The sequence below is a fragment of the Kocuria rhizophila DC2201 genome (genome assembly GCF_000010285.1).
In the GTDB taxonomy this organism is placed as follows: domain Bacteria; phylum Actinomycetota; class Actinomycetes; order Actinomycetales; family Micrococcaceae; genus Kocuria; species Kocuria rhizophila_A.
This window is the reverse complement of the sequence record NC_010617.1, coordinates 164,679-185,142: the sequence shown is the minus strand read 5'-3', so window position 1 is coordinate 185,142 and position 20,464 is coordinate 164,679. Positions and strand designations below refer to the sequence as shown.

15 protein-coding genes and 3 tRNA genes are annotated in these 20,464 nt (G+C 71.2%); 7 read left to right on the top strand and 11 right to left on the bottom strand.

Translation table 11 applies throughout. From position 1 onward, the window contains the following. The first annotated feature begins 1 nt into the window (after window position 1). The gene (locus KRH_RS00800) at window positions 2-1,432 is read left to right on the top strand and encodes an LLM class flavin-dependent oxidoreductase (protein ID WP_012397240.1); all 1,431 of its coding nucleotides are present in this window, start codon (window positions 2-4) and stop codon (window positions 1,430-1,432) included. A gap of 259 nt (window positions 1,433-1,691) precedes the next feature. Here KRH_RS00800 and KRH_RS00795 read toward each other — a convergent pair whose 3' ends face one another. Then, a complete protein-coding gene (locus tag KRH_RS00795; RefSeq protein ID WP_012397239.1) occupies window positions 1,692-2,951 on the bottom strand; it encodes a phospholipase D-like domain-containing protein in 1,260 nt (419 codons plus the stop codon). Window positions 2,952-3,089: 138 nt separating this feature from the next. Here KRH_RS00795 and KRH_RS00790 point away from each other — a divergent pair, with 138 nt between their 5' ends. Further along, on the top strand, window positions 3,090-3,896 hold the full coding sequence (locus KRH_RS00790) for an exodeoxyribonuclease III (RefSeq protein WP_012397238.1): 807 nt from the start codon (window positions 3,090-3,092) through the stop codon (window positions 3,894-3,896). A 4-nt stretch (window positions 3,897-3,900) separates the two neighbouring features. Then, entirely contained in the window at window positions 3,901-5,046 is a 1,146-nt protein-coding gene (locus KRH_RS12430; RefSeq protein WP_012397237.1) for a hypothetical protein, read from the top strand. Window positions 5,047-5,158: 112 nt separating this feature from the next. On the opposite strand, the gene KRH_RS00780 is transcribed toward KRH_RS12430, so the two are convergent. After that, window positions 5,159-6,010: a hypothetical protein gene (locus KRH_RS00780; RefSeq protein WP_226905788.1), complete on the bottom strand. Its 852-nt coding sequence runs from the start codon at window positions 6,008-6,010 to the stop codon at window positions 5,159-5,161. A 503-nt stretch (window positions 6,011-6,513) separates the two neighbouring features. Between KRH_RS00780 and KRH_RS00775 the strand changes: the two genes are divergently transcribed. After that, entirely contained in the window at window positions 6,514-8,403 is a 1,890-nt protein-coding gene (locus tag KRH_RS00775; protein WP_012397235.1) for a glycoside hydrolase family 13 protein, read from the top strand. 206 nt (window positions 8,404-8,609) lie between these two features. Here KRH_RS00775 and KRH_RS00770 read toward each other — a convergent pair whose 3' ends face one another. From KRH_RS00770 to KRH_RS00750, 5 genes are all read right to left on the bottom strand, one after another. Further along, on the bottom strand, window positions 8,610-9,092 hold the full coding sequence (locus KRH_RS00770; RefSeq protein ID WP_012397234.1) for a hypothetical protein: 483 nt from the start codon (window positions 9,090-9,092) through the stop codon (window positions 8,610-8,612). Between the two features lie 227 nt (window positions 9,093-9,319). Continuing rightward, a tRNA-Phe gene (locus KRH_RS00765) sits at window positions 9,320-9,392 on the bottom strand. A gap of 76 nt (window positions 9,393-9,468) precedes the next feature. Beyond that, window positions 9,469-9,542 (bottom strand) — tRNA-Asp (locus KRH_RS00760). A gap of 88 nt (window positions 9,543-9,630) precedes the next feature. Then, a tRNA-Glu gene (locus KRH_RS00755) sits at window positions 9,631-9,703 on the bottom strand. A gap of 108 nt (window positions 9,704-9,811) precedes the next feature. Next, a complete protein-coding gene (locus tag KRH_RS00750) occupies window positions 9,812-10,759 on the bottom strand; it encodes a universal stress protein (protein ID WP_012397233.1) in 948 nt (315 codons plus the stop codon). 255 nt (window positions 10,760-11,014) lie between these two features. On the opposite strand from KRH_RS00750, the gene KRH_RS00745 reads away from it, so the two are divergent. After that, window positions 11,015-12,379 carry a D-arabinono-1,4-lactone oxidase gene (locus KRH_RS00745; protein WP_226905789.1) on the top strand — a complete coding sequence of 455 codons (1,365 nt, stop codon included), beginning with the start codon at window positions 11,015-11,017 and terminating at the stop codon, window positions 12,377-12,379. A 38-nt stretch (window positions 12,380-12,417) separates the two neighbouring features. On the opposite strand, the gene KRH_RS00740 is transcribed toward KRH_RS00745, so the two are convergent. Both KRH_RS00740 and KRH_RS00735 read right to left on the bottom strand, forming a co-directional pair. Next, complete coding sequence (locus KRH_RS00740; protein WP_012397230.1) at window positions 12,418-13,512, bottom strand: LLM class flavin-dependent oxidoreductase; 1,095 nt, start codon at window positions 13,510-13,512, stop codon at window positions 12,418-12,420. Window positions 13,513-13,677: 165 nt separating this feature from the next. Next, window positions 13,678-15,117 carry an FAD-dependent oxidoreductase gene (locus KRH_RS00735; RefSeq protein ID WP_012397229.1) on the bottom strand — a complete coding sequence of 480 codons (1,440 nt, stop codon included), beginning with the start codon at window positions 15,115-15,117 and terminating at the stop codon, window positions 13,678-13,680. A gap of 228 nt (window positions 15,118-15,345) precedes the next feature. On the opposite strand from KRH_RS00735, the gene KRH_RS00730 reads away from it, so the two are divergent. Next, window positions 15,346-16,806: an NCS2 family permease gene (locus tag KRH_RS00730; protein WP_050738019.1), complete on the top strand. Its 1,461-nt coding sequence runs from the start codon at window positions 15,346-15,348 to the stop codon at window positions 16,804-16,806. Between the two features lie 86 nt (window positions 16,807-16,892). Here the strand turns inward: KRH_RS00730 and KRH_RS00725 are convergent, their stop codons facing one another. Further along, window positions 16,893-17,822, bottom strand: coding sequence for a spermidine synthase (locus tag KRH_RS00725; RefSeq protein ID WP_012397227.1), 930 nt, complete (start codon window positions 17,820-17,822; stop codon window positions 16,893-16,895). Window positions 17,823-17,838: 16 nt separating this feature from the next. Then, window positions 17,839-18,252 (bottom strand): thiamine-binding protein, encoded by a 414-nt coding sequence (locus KRH_RS00720; RefSeq protein ID WP_012397226.1) that lies wholly within the window; start codon window positions 18,250-18,252, stop codon window positions 17,839-17,841. 109 nt (window positions 18,253-18,361) lie between these two features. On the opposite strand from KRH_RS00720, the gene pta reads away from it, so the two are divergent. Beyond that, window positions 18,362-20,455: a phosphate acetyltransferase gene (gene pta, locus KRH_RS00715; RefSeq protein WP_012397225.1), complete on the top strand. Its 2,094-nt coding sequence runs from the start codon at window positions 18,362-18,364 to the stop codon at window positions 20,453-20,455. The last annotated feature ends 9 nt before the right edge of the window (window positions 20,456-20,464 follow it).

Sequence of the window (20,464 nt, the reverse complement as noted above, 5' to 3'; positions counted from 1 at the left end):
CATGGCCGCCCCCTCTCCGCACGACGACGCCGCCCAGCCCGGTCCCGCGCGCACGGCACCTGCCGGGGGCGCGGCGTCGGCAACCACCCCCGAAGCCGGGCCGACGCTCGGGACGGCCGCTGCGGCGTCGTCGCCCACGACCGCACCGGCCCGCCGCCTCCACCTCAACGCGTTCCTCTACGGCGCCGGCCACCACCAGGCCGCGTGGCGCGCCCCGAACTCCTCGGTGCACCGCCTCACGGACATCACCTACTACGAGGAGCTCGCGCAGACCGCCGAGCGCGGCCTGTTCGACGCCGTGTTCTTCGCGGACGGCCACAGCGTGGGCGACGTGTCCGGCGGACCCCACTGGTCGCTCGAACCGCTGACCGCGCTGTCCGCGATGGCGCGCGCCACCGAGCGCATCGGCCTGGTGTGCACGGTCTCCTCCACGTTCTTCACCCCGTTCCACGCGGCCCGGATGCTCGCGTCCCTGGACCACATCTCGGGCGGCCGGGCGGGCTGGAACGTGGTGACCTCCATGTGGGATGCGGAAGCCCGCAACCACGGCTACCGGGCCATGCCGCCCAAGGACGAGCGCTACGAGCGCGCCCGCGAGTTCGTGGAGGTGGCCCGCGCCCTGTGGGCCAGCTGGGACGAAGACGCCGTCACCGCGGACCCCGAGGGCCGGTGGGCGGACCCCTCCAAGCTGCACCGCCTGGACCACGAGGGCCGCCACTTCCTGGTGGACGGACCCCTCACGGTCCCGCGCTCCCCGCAGGGCGAGCCGGTGCTCTTCCAGGCCGGTGCGTCCGGCCCCGGCAAGGCCCTGGCCGGGGACTACGCGGAGGGGATCTACGCCGTGGCCTACGACCTCCCCGCCGCCCAGGAGTACTACTCCTCGGTCAAGGCAGAGGTCGCGCGGGCCGGCCGCGATCCGGAGTCCGTGGCCGTGATGCCCGGGCTGGTCACCTACGTGGGCCGCACCCACGATGAGGCCCTCGCCAAGCAGGACCGCGTGGACCGGCTGCTGCCCGTGGAGCAGTCCCTCGCGCAGCTCTCCACGTTCGTGGAGCAGGACTGCTCAGCCTGGGACCTGGACGCGCCCGTGCCCCCGCTGCCGCCCCTGGAGGAGTTCACCGGGCCGCAGGGCCGCTACGGGACCATCCTGCGGATCGTCGAGGCGGAGCACCCCACGGTCCGCCAGCTGCTCGGGCGCCTGGCCGCTGGCGGGGGCCACTGCACCATGGTGGGCACCCCGGAGTCGATTGCGGACCAAATGCAGGAGTGGCTGGAGAACGGCGGGGCGGACGGCTTCAACCTCATGCCACCCGTGCAGCCGGACTCGCTCGAGGACTTCGTGGACCTCGTGGTCCCCGAGCTGCAGCGCCGCGGCCTGTTCCGCACCGAGTACACCGCCACCACGCTGCGCGGTCACCTCACGCTGGGCTGACACCCGCCGCACGACGACGCCGCCGCGCCCCTTCCCGGGGGCCACAACCTCGCCAGCGCCCCCGCCCACATTCTTAAGTGCAGCTTTTGCCACTTTTCGGCCCCTGAGGGGCAAAACCTGCACTTAACCCTGGGGTGGGGGGCTTATTGCTGGGGCGGGGAGCCCGATCTTGGGGAGTGCAGGGTTCCGCGAGGGCGGCGGCGGTCCGGGGACGGGCGCGCGGGAGCCGGCCGTGCGGCGTCGTCGTCCGGCGGGGATGTCAGAGCAGGGGGCGCAGCGGGACCAGCAGGACCTCGGCAACGCGCGCCATGGGGTGACGGTCCCGCCAGCGCGGGGAGGTGAGCTCCTCGCAGTGCTCGCTGTCCGCGAGGAACACCTTCTCCATCTGCGCGGCGAAGTCCGGGTCCACGATCTCCACGTTGGTCTCGTAGTTGAAGGACAGGGAGAGGCGGTCCAGGTTGGCGGTGCCCACGGTGGACCACTCGCCGTCGATCGTGGCCGTCTTGGAGTGGATCATGCTCGCGGCGTACAGCAGGATGGTCACTCCGCCGCGCAGCAGCTGGCCGTAGAAGCCGCGCGACACCCAGTCCGCCAGGATGTGGTTGGAGTCCTTGGGGACCATGATCCGCACGTCCACCCCGCGGGCCGCGGCGTCCAGGAGGGTGTCGAGCACCTGCTGGTCCGGGATGAAGTACGGGGTGTTGATCCAGATGTGGTCCTGCGCCCGGTCGATCGCGTTCATGTACATCTCGCGGATGGGATACACGATCTGGATGGGCAGGTTGGCGTTGACCCGGACCTCCGGGTCCCAGCTCTTGGGCGGAACCCACTCGATGGCCGTGCCCGGCTCGCGGTCCTCGTTCCACACGGTGGCCACCGCGTTGCGCAGCCCCCACACCGCTGGGCCGACCTCCCGGATGTGGGTGTCCCGCCACTGCCGCGAGTACATGGACCCGATGTTGAACCCGCCCACGAAACCGATCTCGTCGTCCACCACCAGGATCTTGGAGTGGTTCAGGCCGGAGAACCGCAGCGGCCCCTTCCAGAACGGGCGCCGCAGGAACGGCATGCGGAACACGTGGACCTTGCTGTCGAAGCGGTAGAAAGTCTGCGGGACCACCAGGTTGGCGAAGCCGTCGTAGATCACGAACACGTCCACGCCGCGCTCCGCCGCACGGTTCATGCCGTCCAGGAAGCGCTGCCCGATCTCGTCGTTCTTCCAGATGAACGTCTCCATGTGGACGGAGCGCTCGGCGCCGTCGATGGCCTCCAGCATGTCCTCGTAGACGTCCTCACCCGAGGTGTAGATGGTCAGCTCCGAGTCCTGCACCTGCGCCGTGAACGTTCCCGGACGGGGGGCGTCACGCTGTTTGCGCCCGCGCTGCTTCCACCAGTCGATGCCCGCGAGCGAGGCCACCACCGCTGCCTGTGCCCCCAGCAGGGAACCCGCGCCGATCCCCGCCGCCTTGACGACGATCCGGCGTTCTCTGATCTCGGACAGCACACGCGAAGCACTCATCCCGCCACCCTACTGCCCGGCGTTCACGGGGGTGCCGTGCCACGGCTGGGGCTCCTGTGGAAGTCCCCGGACGGCGACCCGTGCGGAGCGCACTGCACCGGTTTCTCCGGTGCGGCGCGGATGGCTACGGTGGAGCCCATGAGAATCGCCACGTGGAACGTGAACTCCATCCGCGCCCGCGCCGACCGCATCGAGGCGTGGCTCGACCGCTCCGACGTGGACGTGCTGGCCATCCAGGAGACCAAGGCCAAGGACGAGAACTTCCCGTGGGAGCTGTTCGAGTTCGCGGGCTACGAGGTGGCCCACTTCGGCGTGAACCAGTGGAACGGCGTGGCGATCGCCTCCCGCGTGGGGCTCACGGACGTGCAGCGCACCTTCCCGGACCAGCCCACGTTCGGCAAGCCCGGCCAGGAGCCGGCGCAGGAGGCCCGCGCGATCGGCGCCACGTGCGGCGGTGTGCGCGTGTGGTCCCTCTACGTGCCCAACGGCCGCGGCCTGGACGACCCCCACATGCCGTACAAGCTCGAGTGGCTGCGCGTGCTGGAGGGCCATGCCAAGCAGTGGCTGCAGGAGGACCCGGACGCGCAGATCGCCCTGGTGGGCGACTGGAACGTGGCCCCGCAGGACGACGACGTGTGGGACATCCAGCTCTTCAAGGAGGGCGGCTACACCCACGTCAGCGAACCCGAGCGCGCGGCATTCCACGCGTTCATCGAGGACGCCGGCTACCAGGACGTCGTGCGCCCGCGCCACCCCGGCCCCGGCGTCTACACCTACTGGGACTACAAGCAGCTGCGCTTCCCCAAGAAGGAGGGCATGCGCATCGACTTCCAGCTGTGCTCCCCCGCACTGGCCGCGCGCGTGCAGGACGCCTGGATCGACCGCGACGAGCGCAAGGGCAAGGGCGCCTCGGACCACGCGCCCGTCGTGATCGAGATCGACTGATCCCGTGCCCCTGATCAACGCGGGCAGCGCCTACCGCAGCATCACGGGCCCGCCCCTGCGGTTCGCGCTGCGTGTCTACGTGCCCCAGCAGGACCTCGACGCCCACTACGCCCCCGGCATCCCCCGCGCCCTGGACCCCTTCACCGGCGGGGTGCACGAGTTCTCGGAGCAGCTCGCCCGCCTCACGGACACCTCCCAGTCCCTGCTGCCCCCGGCCCGCGAACCCCTGTGGACCATGCCGTTCTCCACGGCACCGGCCGGCGCGTGGCGGTTGCTGGGGGTGCCGGGTGCAGCGGGGCCATCGGGTTCCTCCGGTTCCCCGGGCGCCGCGGGTGCCTCGGGTTCTGCGGGTGCCCCCGGCGCTGCGGGCGCTTCCGGTTTTCCGGGCCGTCCGGGGGCCGCTCGCGCCTCGGGCGCTGCAGGTGCGTCAGGTTCCGCGGGGGCTCCGGGCGCTTCGGGGTCCGCGGACACTTCGGGCTCCCCGGGGCCTGTTCCCGGTGCGTCCCCGAACCACCCCGGGGACTTCCCAGTGTTCCACCCCACCCAGAGGCTGCGCCGCTCCCTGCGTCTGTTCACCGCGGCGGAGAACGAGGACAGCGCCCAGCTCCTGCCCCTCCTCGTCCCCGAACGCGAGGTCGAGGACGCCGCCCGGGCCACCTCCACGGAGGCCTTCCAACCCGTCTACACCCGCGAGGCCGCCTACGCCGTCCCCCTCGCGTGGTTCGCGGCCTTCGAACCGGCGGACCACGTGGCGTCGCAGCACTCCGGGCACGAGATCCACCGGTTCATCGCCCCCGCTGACACCGCCTCACGGCGCGCGCTCGACGCCGCACGGACCGTCGACGACGCCGGGCGGGCCGTCTCCGGCAACGCCCCCGAGGACGACCTCCCGGACGAGGCCCGACAGGCCGCCGCCTTCGCCCAGGACCTCACCCGACTGGGCCGCTGGCTGGGCTCGTTCAGCTCTGCTTCCCTGGTGAGCCTGGACTACGGTTCCCTGGCGGACCGGATCCAGCCGGACGAGTCCCCGCAGGACATGGCCGATGCCCTGGATCTGCTGCGTGAGGGGGAGTTCGGATCCGCGACGGCGGCACTGCGGCGCATCTTCCGGCGCTGGGCCCCGCTGGCGCAGCTGCAGCAGGCGAACTGACCCGGAGGGGCGGAACCGAGCGCCGTCGCCCCCGCTCTCCGCACCCGGGAAGCGGCACCCCCGCCGGCCGGTGAGCCTGGGGGCCTGTCCTGCAGGTGCTGCATGTGCTCCGTTACGGCAGATTCAAGGCCGTGTGGCTGCATTTACTCCACTCGAGAGCACGGTGCGAGCGACTCAGGTTCCGTTGAATGCGTGAGAGCCACGTCATCCTGCGCGCCGGGGAGCGGAGATCGTCCCACGTGAGGACCGTAACGTCCCACCCCGCGTCTCGCAGGAGGGACAGGCGGTACATCTCGTCCCGGTACTGGGACACCTCACGAGCATGAACACCGCCGTTGTACTCCACGGCCGTTCGCGCACCCGGCCATGCCAGGTCCAGGAAGAACGTGCGCCCTGCAATCGTCACCTGATGGTTCAGGGACGGCTCAGGCAGGTCGTGGCGGGCAATGATCAACCGGGTCAGGGTCTCCGCCGCCGACCAGCACGGTGACCGGGCGTCACGCCACGCGCGGCGCAGCCGGATGACCCCTCGGGCGGCCGGAGGAAGCTGGTCCAGACTCTCCTCCAACTGGTCTCGCGTGAACTGCAGCGGGCGGGACGTGCCGGGCATGACGAACCGGGTGGACAGCAGCGCGTCCAGGCACGCGGTGATCCGCCATGGAGACAGCACGGTGCTCATCCGGGACAGCATCTCCAGTGGGTGGGCAACCCTGCTGCCCCATGGGCCCTCGAGGCCGGGCAGACCGTGGGACATGGCAATGCGCACTCCGTCCTGCTTGGACTGGGCGCGGTGACCAGTCCAGAGCAGCTCAACGCAGTGGTAGGCGGCGTTCAGTGACGAAGCGCTGAACACCCCCTGACGTTGGCCGCGCGACTGGTGGGGCCGCGCAAGCACGTCTTGCACCCACGCCTCGCTTCCGCCCACGGGAAGCCGCAGCAGCTCCAGCCCGTGCAGGCCGCTCACCAGGAGCCCGGCCTCGGGTCGGCACAGATGCCGCTGCAGGAGAACGGCTCTTTCCACCGCCGTGAGCGGTTGGTCCCGGAGCACCCACAGTCCCCGCGCGAGTCGCTGCACGCCCGGGCTGCCGAGCAACTGTGAGGCGCGTCGGCCGGTTTCCGCCGTGGGGACCACCAGGGGCTCAGGGGGAAACGGGACTGGACGCTGCTGGTACAACACCATGCCCGAACTGTAGGTAGGTGATCCATTGACCGGGGCAGGTTATCCACAACCCTGCCCCGCACACCCTCTGGGCCGGAGGCTGCACCGCCCCTCGGCGCACCCGCCCCGAGATGTGGACGCTGTCCAGTGGAGCAAATGCAGCTGAGGGTCCTGTTTTCTGCACTTACGGAGCAAATGCAGCGGGCGGGCGGGGGGTCGCACGGGGTAGCGCGCCGTGGGGCGGGTCCCCTGCAGAGGGCGTGGTGCCCCTTGGCCCCCTGCGCCCGGACGTGGGTAGCCTGGAACGCGTGACTTTCTCCCAGACTTCCTTCCCTGCCCCCTCCGGTTCCGAGTGGTGGCGCGATGCCGTGATCTACCAGGTGTATCCCCGCTCCTTCAAGGACTCCAACGGTGACGGCATGGGGGATCTGGGCGGCGTGACCCAGAAGCTGCCGTACCTCAAGCGGCTCGGCGTGGATGCCGTGTGGCTCTCCCCCTTCTACCTCTCGCCGCAGCACGACGCCGGCTACGACGTCGCGGACTACCGCACCGTGGATCCCCGCTTCGGCTCGCTCGAGGACTTCGACCGCATGCGCGAGGAGGCCCACCGGCTGGGGTTGAAGATCATCGTGGACCTGGTGCCCAACCACACGTCCGAGGACCACGAGTGGTTCCGGGCCGCCCTGGCCTCGGCACCCGGTTCACCCGAGCGGGACCGCTACATCTTCCGCGAGGGGTCCGGTGAGAACGGGGAGCTGCCGCCGAACAACTGGAAGTCCCTGTTCGGCGGTTCCGCGTGGACCCGTGTGGCGGACGGCCAGTGGTACCTGCACCTGTTCGACTCCTCCCAGCCGGACCTGAACTGGGAGAACCCGGAGGTGTGGGAGGAGTTCCGCGCGATCCTGCGGTTCTGGCTGGAGCGCGGTGTGGACGGCTTCCGGGTGGACGTGGCCCACGGGATGATCAAGGCCGAGGGCCTGCCGGACTGGGACGAGCAGGTGCACATGGTGGAGGGCACAGCCGCGGAGGACGACGCCGCGAACGGCGCCCCAGCGGACCGCACCGGCCCCGCCGCTCAGGACGTCCCCGTGGACTCCACGGCCGCGGCCGAGACCGGCCCGGCACCCTCCGGGCCGGAGACGGTCGGCGCCGAGCAGGCGTGCGGGGCCGGAACCGGGCCGGGCGGCGTCGTCGGAGACGACGAGGAAAGCGCGAACGCGGACGATCCCGCCAAGACCATGGACACCGGCCCGTACTTCGACCAGGACGGCGTGCACGAGATCTACCGGGACTGGCACCGCGTGCTGCAGGAGTACCCCGGGGACCGGATGCTCGTGGTGGAGGCGTGGGTGGGCCCCGCGTCCCGCCTGGCCCGCTACGTGCGCCCGGACGAGGCGCAGCAGGCCTTCAACTTCGACTTCCTGATCTCGGGGTGGCACCGCAACCGCATGCGGGACACCATCGACATCTCCCTGCGCGCCAACTACGAGGTGGGCGCGCCGTGCACCTGGGTGCTCTCCAACCACGACACCGTGCGCCACGCCTCCCGCTACGGCCTGGGCTCGCGCACCGCGTACCCCAACGGCATCGGCGCGCAGGACGAGCAGCCCCACCACGGCCAGGGCCTGCGCCGCGCCCGCGCCGCCGCACTGGTGGAGCTGTCCCTGCCGGGGTCGGCGTACGTCTACCAGGGGGACGAGCTGGGTCTGCCCGAGCACACGTCCCTTCCCGACGCCGCCCGCGAGGATCCCACGTTCCACCGCACCGCGGGCGCGGAGCTGGGGCGCGACGGCGCTCGCGTGCCGCTGCCCTGGTCGCCCGTGGGCGAGGGGCTAGGTTTCGGTGCGGAACCGTGGCTGCCGCAGCCCGAGTCCTTCGCGCAGATCACCGTGGACCACCAGCTGGGCGACCCGCAGTCCACGCTGAACCTGTACCGGCGTGCGCTGACGCTGCGGGACGAGCTGCGGGTGGGGACCGCGGACTTCTCGTGGCACCCGCTGAGCGACGGTCCGGAGGGCGTGCTGGCCTACGTGCTCAGCGCCCGGGGCGGCCGCCGCGTGCTGGTGGCGGCGAACCTCGGGGAGACCGAGGCGGAGGTCGCGGAGCTCGGGAACGGCACGCTGCTGCTCACGAGCGGCCAGGACGCCGTGGTCAACGACCGGCTCACCGTGGACAGCGCGGTGTGGGTGGAGCTGTGACCGGTTGAGCGGGGCTCTGCGGCGTCGGCCCGGCCCGCAAGAACGCAGAGCCGCAAGACCGCAGGCCCGGGGGACCGCAGGGCCGCGTCGCTCGGGTGAAGTTCAGCATGTGAGCGGGAGTCCCCGCTCGTGCTCATGGCGCTTGGCGCGGACCTGGTGTCCAGCTCCTGCCCCGGGCCCGGGGCTCAGCCCGTGAGCCGCCCCGCTCAGCCGCCGGGGCGGGCCGTGGCCGCGCAGTGGGACTGCAGCCAGGCCTCCGCGGGGTCGAGGGCCCGGTGGATCTTGGCGGCCTCCCCCGGCTGCAGGGTCTCCCCCGCGCCGTCGAGGATCGAGCGGACCTCGTCGAACGCCGGCTGCACCTCGGAGGGCAGCTGACCGCGCACCCGGCCCGCGGCGGCGCGGGCGTGGTCCAGGGCGTCGTCGTCGGTGGTCTCGTCCTCCGCCTGGTCGGTGAGGGGCAGCAGCTCCACGCCGCTGAACAGCTCGGCCACCTCGAAGCACTCCTGGGACGTGGCCGGGGAGGGCTGGGACGACCCGCCCGTCGAAGGTGTCGCGGCGGAGGGGCTGGGACTCACGGGGGTGAGCTCGATGGCGGTGCCGCGCTGGTGCTGCAGGCCGCACCCGGTGGCCACGGCGGAGACCGCGAGCAGGGCCGTGGCCGCGCCCATCACACGCATCCGCCGTTCCATGACCGTTTCCTCCCCCGGAGCGGAGCCGCCCGCGCACGCGGCGGACCTCCCGCCGACACCCCTGACGGTAGGCGGGCAACCTCGGCGTGCCCTGGGGGTGTGGTGGGCGGGTCCTGCGCCGGGTGCGCCGCGGGAGACGCGACCAGGAGCAGCGGTGGCAGACCCCCGGGGCCGCCGGGCGGAGACAGCAAAGAACCCCCGCGTGTAGAAGCCACGCGGGGGTTCAGTGGCTCCGACCGGCGTCGATCCGGTGACCTTACGATTTTCAGTCGTACGCTCTACCAACTGAGCTACAGAGCCAGGCACACGCCGGGAGGAAACCTCTCGGTGATATGCCGCGACGGCGCGAAAAGTTGCCTTTTCATCGCCGCCTGAGCGACCCTGACGGGACTTGAACCCGCGACCTCCGCCGTGACAGGGCGGCGCGCTAACCAACTGCGCTACAGGGCCTTGGTTGTTTCCAACGAGTGGATATCCTACCAGGACGAACGGTTCGCTGTGCAAATCGAGCGTCCGGCGGGCTCCTCCGTGGAAACCGTACCCCCAACGGGATTCGAACCCGTGCCGCCGCCGTGAAAGGGCGGTGTCCTAGGCCGCTAGACGATGGGGGCCAGAACAGCGTCCGGGAGCACAGAGTGCACCATGGGACGATGGACCTCCAGTAGCTTAGAGCCAAACCACCCGTTCCACAAACACCCGTGGTATGGGACGGCCGCTCGTCAGACCGCCACGTGGGGCCGGTCCGAGAGCCGCGGGTCCTGGAAGCCCGGCACGATCATGGACGGGCCCGTGCAGTTGTGCAGCACACCCTGGGACGTGGAGCCCAGCAGCATCCCCGCGAAGCCGCCGCGGCCGCGGGTGCCCGTGACCACCAGCTGGTTGCGGGCGGAGCGTTCCACGAGCACGTCGATGGGAGAGCCGTCCACGAGCTCACCGGTGATCTCGAGCGTGGGGAAGTGGGACCGCAGCCAGGCCACGCAGGCGTCCAGTGCCGCGCGGACCTCGCCGCGCAGGTCGTCGAAGTCCACGGGTGAGGGCAGCCACGCGGAGGTGCCCGCGTCCGAGGGGGCGGCGCACACCACGGTCAGCGGCACGCCCAGCTGCTCGGCCTCGTCCGCGGCCCACAGCATCGCGGCACTCGCGTGCTCGGAGCCGTCCGAGCCCACCGTGACGCCGTCCACGAAGGCGGAGCGCCGGCTGACGTCCTCGTGCACCCGGTACTCGGTGCCCCACTGCAGGGGGATGATCCCCACGGGGCAGTGAGCGTGGGCGGGCACGGCCGTGGACACCGAGCCCAGCAGCCGTCCGATGAACCCGCCCCGGCCACGGGATCCCAGGACCAGCAGCTGGGCGTCCCTGCTGAGGTCCACGAGCACCCCGGAGGGGTCCCCGGCCTGGACCGTGGAGCGGACCTCCACGTCCAGCTCGGCCACGCGGCGTCGGGCGTCCGCGACGAGGTCCTCCACGGCGCGGTTCATGGCGGCGTCGTCGAACGCGGCGTAGCCGACGTCGAAGGTGGACCCGCCGATCATGGGCACCGTGTAGGCGGTGACCACGCGCAGGGGCGCCCCGCGGCGTCGGGCCTCGCGGGCCGCCCAGTGCAGTGCGCCCAGGCTCTGCTCGGAGCCGTCCACGCCCACGATGATCTCGGCGTCCGGTGCGTTCATGCTGATCCCTCCCCGGGTCACGGTTCCTGCGTCCAGCCTAGCCCCGGGGTCCCTCCCGGGGCGGGCGCGGTGACATGATGGGAGGGTCCGCACCGGGCGACGACGCCGCGGGGCACAGCGCTCCCGCACCGAGGGTCCCCGAGGGGCCGCGGCCCGCACGGACACCACCCCGCGGGGGACCGGCAGCGCCCGTGGGCGACGCCGGACGGACGAGGATCGAGGGGATCGCACGGTCCCCGGGAACGGAGGTGAGCCGTGAGCACACGCGGAGCATCGGAGCCGCGCATGACGGCCCAGGTCAGGGGCGGTGCGTGGCGTTCGTGGGGTGGGAACCAGAGCGCCGATCCCGCCGCGACGGTGCGCCCGACGACCTCGGACCAGGTCCTGGACGTGCTGCGTGAGGCGCGCGCCGCGGGAACGGCGGTCCGGCCCGCAGGATCGGGGCGCAGCTGCTCCCCACTGGTCCCCACCGGGGGTGTGCTGCTGGACACCTCGGCGCTCAAGGGTCTCGTGTCCGTGGACGAGGACCACCAGAGGGTCACGGTGTTCGCCGGGACCACGCTGCAGGAGCTGAACCTGGTCCTGGAGCAGCACGGCCTGGCGCTGGCCAACCTCCCCGACTCCTCACACATGAGCGTGGGCGGGGCGCTCGCCACGGGCACCCACGGCACGGGCCTGGGCCAGCCCTCGCTGGGCGGTCAGGTGATCGGGCTGAGCCTCGCGACCCCCGAGGGCGAGCTGATCTCCTGCTCCGAGACCCACCGCCCCGAGCTGTTCGACGCCGCCCGGGTGAACCTGGGCGTGCTGGGCGTGGTGGTGTCCGTGACGTTCCAGTGCGTCAACGCGTTCCGGTTGCACTGCGCCGAGTTCCGCGAGCCGATCGGTTCCCTGCTGGACACCCTGCAGGAGCGGATGTCTGCCGCGGACCACTTCGAGTTCTCCTGGATGCCGGGCACCACCATGGCCCACACCCGCATCCTGAGCCGGCTGCACCGCCTCCCGGACACCTACACGCGCCCCGCCTCACCGATCTCCCGGGCGCTGCGCCGCGCGGACGACGCCGTTCTGCGCACCTCCCTGACCGCCGGGCTGGGCCGCGTGGGGAACCTGATCCCGCGGGCCGTGAACGGGCTCAACCGGATCGAGTCCCTCGCGGAGAGCTCCCGGCGCTACACGGACGTGTCCTACCGCGTGTTCACGGTGGCCCGTCCGGTGCGCTACGTGGCCGCCGAGTACGCCCTGCCGCTCGAGGCCACCGCTTCCGCGGTGCGCGAGCTGCGCACCCTGGTGGACGCTCACGTCTACGACCTCGCGTTCCCCATGACCGTGCGCTGCTCACCGCCGGACCAGGGCCACCTCTCCCCCGCCGGGGGCCGCTACACGGGGTGGATCAACCTGCGCCAGTACGGCCGGCGCCCCAGCCAGTCCTTCCTCACCGCCGCGGAGCAGATCCTGGTGGAGCACGGCGGCCGCCCCCACTGGGGCACGCTGCACACCCGCACCGCCGAGGACCTCGCACCGCTCTACACACAGTGGGACGAGTTCCTCACCCTGCGCGCCGCCATGGACCCCCAGGGCACGCTGCTCAACCCCCACCTCCGAAGGTTGCTGGGACTCTAACGCCCGCACGTTCCGCCCCTGCGCGGAGCTCGCACTGCTCAGAGCAGACCGTCGGCTTGGAGGAGCGGACGGACGCCCTCGCCGAACCAGTAGGCCTCCTCGAGGCACGGGTACCCGGAGAGCACGAACTCGTCGATGCCCGCGGCGACATACTCCGCGATGAGGTCGGCCACCTCCCGGTGGGACCCCACCATGGCCGTCCCCGCTCCACCACGCAGTAGGCCCACTCCTGCCCACAGGCCGGGGTGGACCTGCAACTTGGTTGCGGAACCACCGTGCAGATCCAGCATCCGGCGCTGCCCCTCGGACTCTGAACGGCGCAGCGCTTCCTGCTGCTCCTGGATCATCCGTTCGTCCACGCCCGCGAGCATGCCCTCGGCCACCGCCCATGCCTGAGCCGACGTCTCCCGCGAAATGGTGTGCAGACGGATGCCAAAGCGCACGCTGCGTCCGCGTGCCCTCGCGAGTTCACGGATCCGGTCGATCTTCTCCTTTGCCTGTTGCGGTGGTTCACCCCACGTGAGGAAGACATCCGCGTGCTCCGCAGCCACGGTGGCCGCAGCTGCGGAGGAACCCCCGAAGTACACCTGCGGACGGGGCGCAGGCGGGAAGTCCAGCCTGGCCTGCTCCACGGCGAGGTGCTCACCTCGGTAGTCGAAGGGTGACTCGTGATCCCACAGGCGGGACACGATGTCCAGGAACTCTCCGGTCCGAGCGTAGCGACCGTCTTTGTCCAAGAAGTCTCCGAAGGCGCGCTGCTCGGTGGACTCCCCGCCGGCCACCACGTTGACGTTGAGCCGTCCCCCCGTGAGGTCCTGGTACGTGGCCGCCATCTGGGCCGCCAGGGTGGGGGACATGGCTCCGGGACGCAACGCGACGAGGAACTTGAGTCTTTCCGTGTGCTGGGAGATGGCGGCCGTGGTCAACCAGGCGTCCTGGCACCACAGGCCCGTGGGCGAGAGCACGGATTCGAAACCGTTGTATTCCGCCGCCTGCGCCACCTGCACCAAATAGGGCAGACGCGGTCCACGCAGGGTCTGTGTGGCCTGAATGCTCGCCCCGTGGCCTCCGCCCACAATGCCGCGGGAATCCGACGCGGTGGGGAGGAACCAGTGGAGGGAAATCGGGGACATGGGAAACACTCCTGTCGTAGCTGTCCGGTCCAGGCCACGCTACGGCTGACGGAGCTGAGGCCTATGCGTCACGTCACTCAAGGACACACAACCCGATCCCACTGCGCGCCTGGGCAGGCGGCGGCCCAAGGGCGTGCAGGGGAGGGGAGGACGACCTGATGGGCGCTACTGCTGGACAGCTCCGCGGGAGACCGAGATCATCTCGTCCCGCTCCACCACCTTGACGCGCTCGCGCGGGTTGCCCTCGGCGTCGTGGGAGGACTGGCCCAGGCTCTGCTCGTACTCGTCCAGGGCGAGCCAGCCGTCCCACGTGGTGTACTGCACGCCCTTGTCCTCGAGCAGCTCCACGACGGCCTGCGGCTCCGGCCGGTCCGGGTCCGCGAGCGAGGCACGGTCCTCGACCAGGTGGGTGACGGTCTCCAGGGCGTCGGACTTGGTGGCCCCGATCAGGCCCACGGGCCCGCGCTTGATCCAGCCCGTGGCGTAGACGCCGGGGACCGGGGTGCCGTCCGCCTCGACCACGCGGCCCTCCTCGTTGAGGATCACGCCGCGCTCGGGGTCGAACGGCAGCTCCGGCAGGGGCGAGCCCAGGTAGCCGATCGCGTGGTAGACGGCCTGCACGGGGTACTCGGTGTACTCGCCCGTGCCCGTGACGGAGGCGTCCCCGTTGAGGCGCGTGCGCTCCATGCGGATGGCGCGGACCTTGCCGTCCTCGTCCCCGAGGATCTCGTCCGGGGTCTGCAGGAAGTGCAGGTGCAGCCGGCGGGACGCGGTCTTGGGGGTCTCGTCCTCACGCCACTTCTGCAGCGTCTTCATCATGACCTTGGTCTGGTTGTTCTCCACCATGGCCTTCTCGGAGGCCTCGTCGAACTGGAAGTCCTCGTCGTAGACCACGATGTCCACGTCCCGGGACTTGGCCAGCTCGCGCAGCTCCAGCGGGGTGAACTTGATCTGGGCGGGGCCGCGACGCCCGAAGATGTGCACGTCCGTGACCGGGGACTCCCGCAGCCCCTGGTACACGTTGCCCGGGATCTCCGTGACCAGCATGTCCTCCGCGTGCTTGGACAGCACCCGCGCCACGTCCAGCGCCACGTTGCCGTTGCCGATCACCGCGATCTCCTTCGCGGTCAGCGGCCACGTGCGGGGGTAGTCGGGGTGGCCGTCGTACCACGCCACGAAGCGCGCCGCACCGTAGGAACCGTCCAGGTCCGCGCCGGGGATGTCCAGGGGGGCGTCGTTGACGGCGCCGGTCGCGAAGATCACGGCGTCGTAGTGGGTGAGGAACTCCCCCAGGGTGATGTCCCGGCCGTACTCCACGTTGCCGAAGAACCGGATGTCCCCGCGGCCCAGGATGGAGCGCAGCGCCGTGATGATCCCCTTGATGCGCGGGTGGTCCGGGGCCACGCCGTAGCGGATGAGCCCGAACGGGGTGGGGTAGCGGTCGAACAGGTCCACGCTGACCTCGAGCTCACCCTCGCGGACCGCCTCGGTCTTGGTGATCATGTCCGCGGCGTAGATGCCGGCGGGGCCTGCACCGATCACGGCCACGCGGAGCGGGCGGGAGTTGGGGGTTGTCACGGTGGTGATTCCTTTCGACGCGCACACGGATCCCGCGTGCTGGCAGGGACTGGGATCAACGGTAGTGAACGCGGGTCAGTCTTGCCTAACCACGCGGGGCGCCCGCGCGGGCACCGCGCACCCCACCCCGCGGGACCGGCCGCGCAGGTGCGCGCGGTGCCGCGGTGAGCGGGCGGCGTCGGCGTAGTATTTCTACACAAACATCCCCCACCCGTCCCGTTCGGCGCCCGAACGCGCCCACCCGTGAGGATCCCCATGTCGTCATCCACCCCGCCCGCCCAGCGCAGCGAGCCCCGAGGCGGGCTGGACCGCTTCTTCTCCATCACCCGGCGTGGTTCCACCGTGGGCCGGGAGGTCCGCGGTGGCGTGGCCACGTTCATCGCCATGAGCTACATCGTGGTGCTCAACCCGCTGGTGCTCGGCTACGGCCCGGACGGCGCCGGGAACACGCTCGGCGGTGACCGCGTGGCGGCCATGACCGCCCTGGTGGCCGGTGTGCTGACCATCCTCATGGGCGCGTGGGCCAAGGCCCCGTTCGGTGTGGCCACGGGGCTGGGCGTGAACGCGTTCCTGGCCGTCACGATCGCCACGAACCCCGGTCTCACCTGGCCGCAGGTGATGGGGCTGGTGATCTGGGCCGGCGTGATCATGGTGGTGCTGGTGCTCACGGGCTTCCGCACCGCCGTGTTCAACGCGGTGCCGGACTCCCTCAAGGCCGCGATCGTGGTGGGCATCGGTCTGTTCATCGCCCTGATCGGCTTCGTGAACGCCGGGTTCGTGCGGCGCATCCCGGACGCCGCCCACACCACCGTGCCCGTGCAGCTGGGCGTGGGGGGCGAGCTGTTCGGCTGGCCCACCCTCACGTTCGCCGTGGGTCTGCTGCTGACGGTGGCGCTGCTGGTGCGGGACGTCAAGGGCGGCATCCTGATCTCGGTGGTGCTCACCACCGTGCTGGCCCACGTGCTGGAGGCGGTCTCCCCGTCCGGCTCCTCCGTGGAGAACCCCCACGGCTGGTCCCTGGTGGTGCCCTCCGCCCCCGAGGGTCTCTTCGCGGTGCCGGACCTCTCCCTGCTGGGCTCCGCCGCCCCCATCGACGCCTTCACGCAGCTCGGCGGGATCGCGTGCGCGCTGCTGATCTTCACCATCCTGCTGTCCATCTTCTTCGACGCCATGGGCACCATGGTGGGGCTCTCCCGCCAGGCCGGGCTCGAGGACGCGAACGGTCAGATCGAGAACGTGGACCGCGTGCTGCTCGTGGACGCCCTCGGTGCGGTGGCCGGCGGCACGGGTTCCGTGTCCTCCAACCAGATCTTCGTGGAGTCCTCCACGGGCATCGCGGACGGCGCCCGCACGGGCCTGGCCAACGTGGTCACCGGCGTGCTGTTCCTCGCCGCCATGTTCCTCACCCCGCTGGTCAACGTGGTCCCCTTCGAGGCCGTGGCCCCGGCCATGGTGGTGGTGGGCTTCCTGATGGCCCGCAACGTGGTCAACATCGACTGGACCGACTGGGGCGTGGCCATCCCCGCGTTCCTCACCTTCGCCGTGATGCCGTTCACCTACTCGATCGCCAACGGCATCGGCGCGGGCTTCGTCTCCTACGTGTTCATCCGCCTGGTGCAGGGCCGCGCCAAGGACGTCCACCCGCTCATGTACGTGGTGGCCCTGGCGTTCGTGGCGTTCTTCGGCATCGGCGTGATCCACGGCTGGGCGGGCTGATCCAGCTTTCCTGACGACGACGCCGCACGCCGCCTCCCACGGGCCCGTTCCCGTGAGGCGCGGGCGGCGTTCGTCGTGGCTGACCGTCAGGCCGCGTCCGGCCCCTCGGGGACCGGGTCCGCAGGCTTGTCGAGCCACGGGCGAGTGTCCGCCGCGAGCTCGCGGCACCACGCGGTGTCCTTGTACTGGGCCGGCAGGGAGCCGCCGAGCAGCTCGCGGCCCAGCGCGGCGGCGTCGGCGGAACCGGCCGCGGGCAGGGGTGCGTGCGAGGCGGCGAGCACCACGTTGCCGTAGCGGCGGCCCTTGAGCATGGGGGCATCCGCGACCGCGGCCACGTGCTCGAAGACCTCCAGCAGCGCCGCGATCTCCGCCCGGGTGCCCTTGAGGTTGCGGGTGTCCCCCACGTTCAGCAGGTACAGCCCGTCCGGCGCGAGCACGCGGTCCACGTGGTGCGCGAACTCGAGCGTGCGCAGGTGGCCCGGGGTCTGCTCCCCGGCGAAGACGTCCCGGATCACGATGTCCCGCGAGGCCTCGCTGAGCGACTCCGTGACCGCCCGCGCCTCCCCCGGGCGGATCCGCAGCAGCGGTGCCCGGGGCAGGTCCAGCCACTCGCGCACCAGGGTGGCCAGGGCGGCGTCGAGCTCCACGACCACCTGGCGCGACTGCGGGTAGCGCCACGCGAGGTAGCGGGCCACCGAGCACGCACCGCCACCGAGGTGCAGCACGCGCAGCACGGTGGGATCCAGGTGCGAGGACACGTGGTCCTCGAGCACCGTGGAGAACCAGCGCATGTACTCGAACTCCAGCTGGTCCGGACGGTCTGGGACGATGTGCGAGGACGGCACCCCGTTCACCCGCAGCACCCACGCGCCGGGCACGTACGTGTCCTGCTGCAGCTCCACGGTCCCGGTGTCCGTGACCCAGGTGCGCGCCACGAGCCCCGGTGCGTCCGACGACGCCGCGGCGCCGGTTTCCGCGCGACCGGCCCGTTTGGCGTTCTTGCTCTTCCTGCTCACGAGGTGCGCGGGGCCGTCACGTCCGACCGACGGCGTCGGAGCTCGCGGTGCCCTCCGGGCCAGCGGTGCCATTCGAGCCGGCGGTGCCCGAGGTGATGCCGCGGCGCTCCTGCGAACGGCCCAGCTCGTGGTGGGACAGCGCGGACTCCAGGCGCTCCAGCTTGCCCGTCAGCTCACCGGTGTGGCCCGGGCGGATGTCTGCCTTGAGCACCAGGGACACGCGCGGCCCGTACTCGGCGACCGCGGCGGTGGCCTCCTTGACCACGGCCATGCACTCGTCCCACTCACCCTCGATGGTGGTGAACATGGAGTCGGTGCGGTTGGGCAGCCCGGACTCGCGCACCACGTGAACGGCGGCGGCCACGGCGTCGTGGACGGAGGCATCGGGATTGTCCCCACCGCTGGGGGAGACGGAGAAGGCGACCAGCATGTGACCAGTGTGGCACCGATCCCCGGTGTGCGTTACCCCTCACCCCCGGCCGCGTGGGGAGTCCATAGACTTGGAGGCACAGCCGGACGCTACCGAGGGAGCACGTTCCATGACGCAGGGCATCTACATCTCCGCGATGACGCCGCTGAGCGGAAAGACGCTGGTGGCACTGGGGCTCACGGACACCATGTTCAAGCGCACGGACGCCCTGGGCTTCTTCCGCCCGGTCTTCGACGGCACCTCCCCCGAGGAGGACTCGGTGCTGCAGCTCATGAAGCGCACCTTCGACCTCCCGGACTCCCGGTGCCGGGGCGCGGTGTCTCTGGAGCGCTGCCGTGAGATCCTCGCCTCCGGTGAGCACGACGACCTCGACTCCGCCGCCATGGCCGTGTACTCCGAGATGGCGCTGGAGTGCGATGTGATCGTCGTGGACGGCACCGACCTGCTGGCCCACAACGCGGTCACCGCCGAGTTCGACCTCAACGCCCGCCTGGCCAACAACATGGGCTGCTCCGTGGCCGCGGTGATCGGCGCCCACGAGTCCGGGCGCGTGAAAGACGTGCTCAACGCGATCGACGTGACCCGCACCGAGCTGCGCCAGGCCGGGTGCGACATCTACGCCGTGATCGTCAACCGCGCGGACCCGGAGCAGGCGGAGCAGATCCGCCGGGAGGCCAAGCCCGGCAACCACAACCTCCCCGCGTACGTGATCCCGGAGATCCCCGCGATCTCCAACCCCACCGTCGCCGAGCTCGTGGACGCCCAGGGCTACGGCACGGACTTCAACTCCGCGTCCCTGGACCGCGACATCAAGGCCGTGAAGGTGGCCGCGATGACCGCCGGGAACTTCCTGGACCAGATGGCGGACGGGGACCTGGTGATCACCCCCGGGGACCGGACGGACGTGGTCTCGGCAACCCTGGCGTCGTCGTTGGCGCCCACGCTGCCGGTGCCCGCCGGGATGCTGCTGACCGGGGGCTTCCGGCCCGCCGGCGCGGTGGGCTCGCTGCTGGGCGCGGCCCCCTTCCCCGTGCTGACCACCGAGCGGGACACCTTCACCACCGCGCAGGCGGTGGCCGGCACGCGCGGCACCCTGGCCGGCGCGCACTCCCGCAAGATCGCCGCCGCGCGCGGTGCGTGGGCGGAGCACGTGGACAGCGACGAGCTCTCGGGGCGGCTCACCCTGCCGCGGCCCGTGCGACGCACCCCGCTGCGGTTCCTGCACGAGCTCGTGGAGTCCGCGCGGGCGGACCGCAAGCGGATCGTGCTGCCCGAGGGGGACGACCCCCGCATCCTGCGCGCCGCGGAGCTCATCCACCGCCGCAACTTCTGCGACCTCACCGTGCTGGGCGATCCCGAAACGGTCCGCTCGCTCGCGCAGTCCGAGGGCATCGAGCTCGACTTCGACGCCGACGGCCTGGACCTCGTGGACTTCCAGCACGACGACGCCCTGCGCGAGAAGTACGCGGACGAGTACGTGCGGCTGCGCTCCCACAAGGGTGTGAGCAAGGGCCAGGCGCTCGAGCGCATGATGGACGGCTCCTACTTCGGCACCATGATGGTCCAGATGGGGGACGTGGACGGCATGGTCTCCGGTGCCGCCCACACCACCGCGAACACCATCCGCCCGGCGCTCGAGTTCGTGAAGACCCGCGAGGGCGTGAACATCGTCTCCTCGGTGTTCTTCATGCTGCTCGCGGACCGCGTGCTCGTCTACGGCGACTGCGCAGTGAACCCCAACCCGGACGAGCAGCAGCTCGCGGACATCGCCCTGGCCTCCGCGCAGACCGCCCGTGAGTTCGGCGTGGACCCCCGCGTGGCCATGCTCTCCTACTCCACCGGCGGCTCCGGCTCCGGCGAGGACGTGGAGCGCGTGCGCGCCGCCACCGACCTTGTGCGCGCCGCGGACCCTGACTTCGAGGTGGAGGGCCCCATCCAGTACGACGCCGCCGTGGACGCCTCGATCGCGAGGTCCAAGCTCCCGGGCTCGCACGTGGCGGGGCAGGCCACCGTGTTCGTGTTCCCGGACCTGAACACCGGCAACAACACCTACAAGGCCGTGCAGCAGTCCGCGGGTGCGGTGGCCGTGGGCCCCGTGCTGCAGGGGCTGCGCAAGCCCGTGAACGACCTCTCGCGCGGCTGCACCGTGGACGACATCGTCAACACCGTGGCCATCACCGCGATCCAGGCGCAGACGCTGTGACCTGGGAGG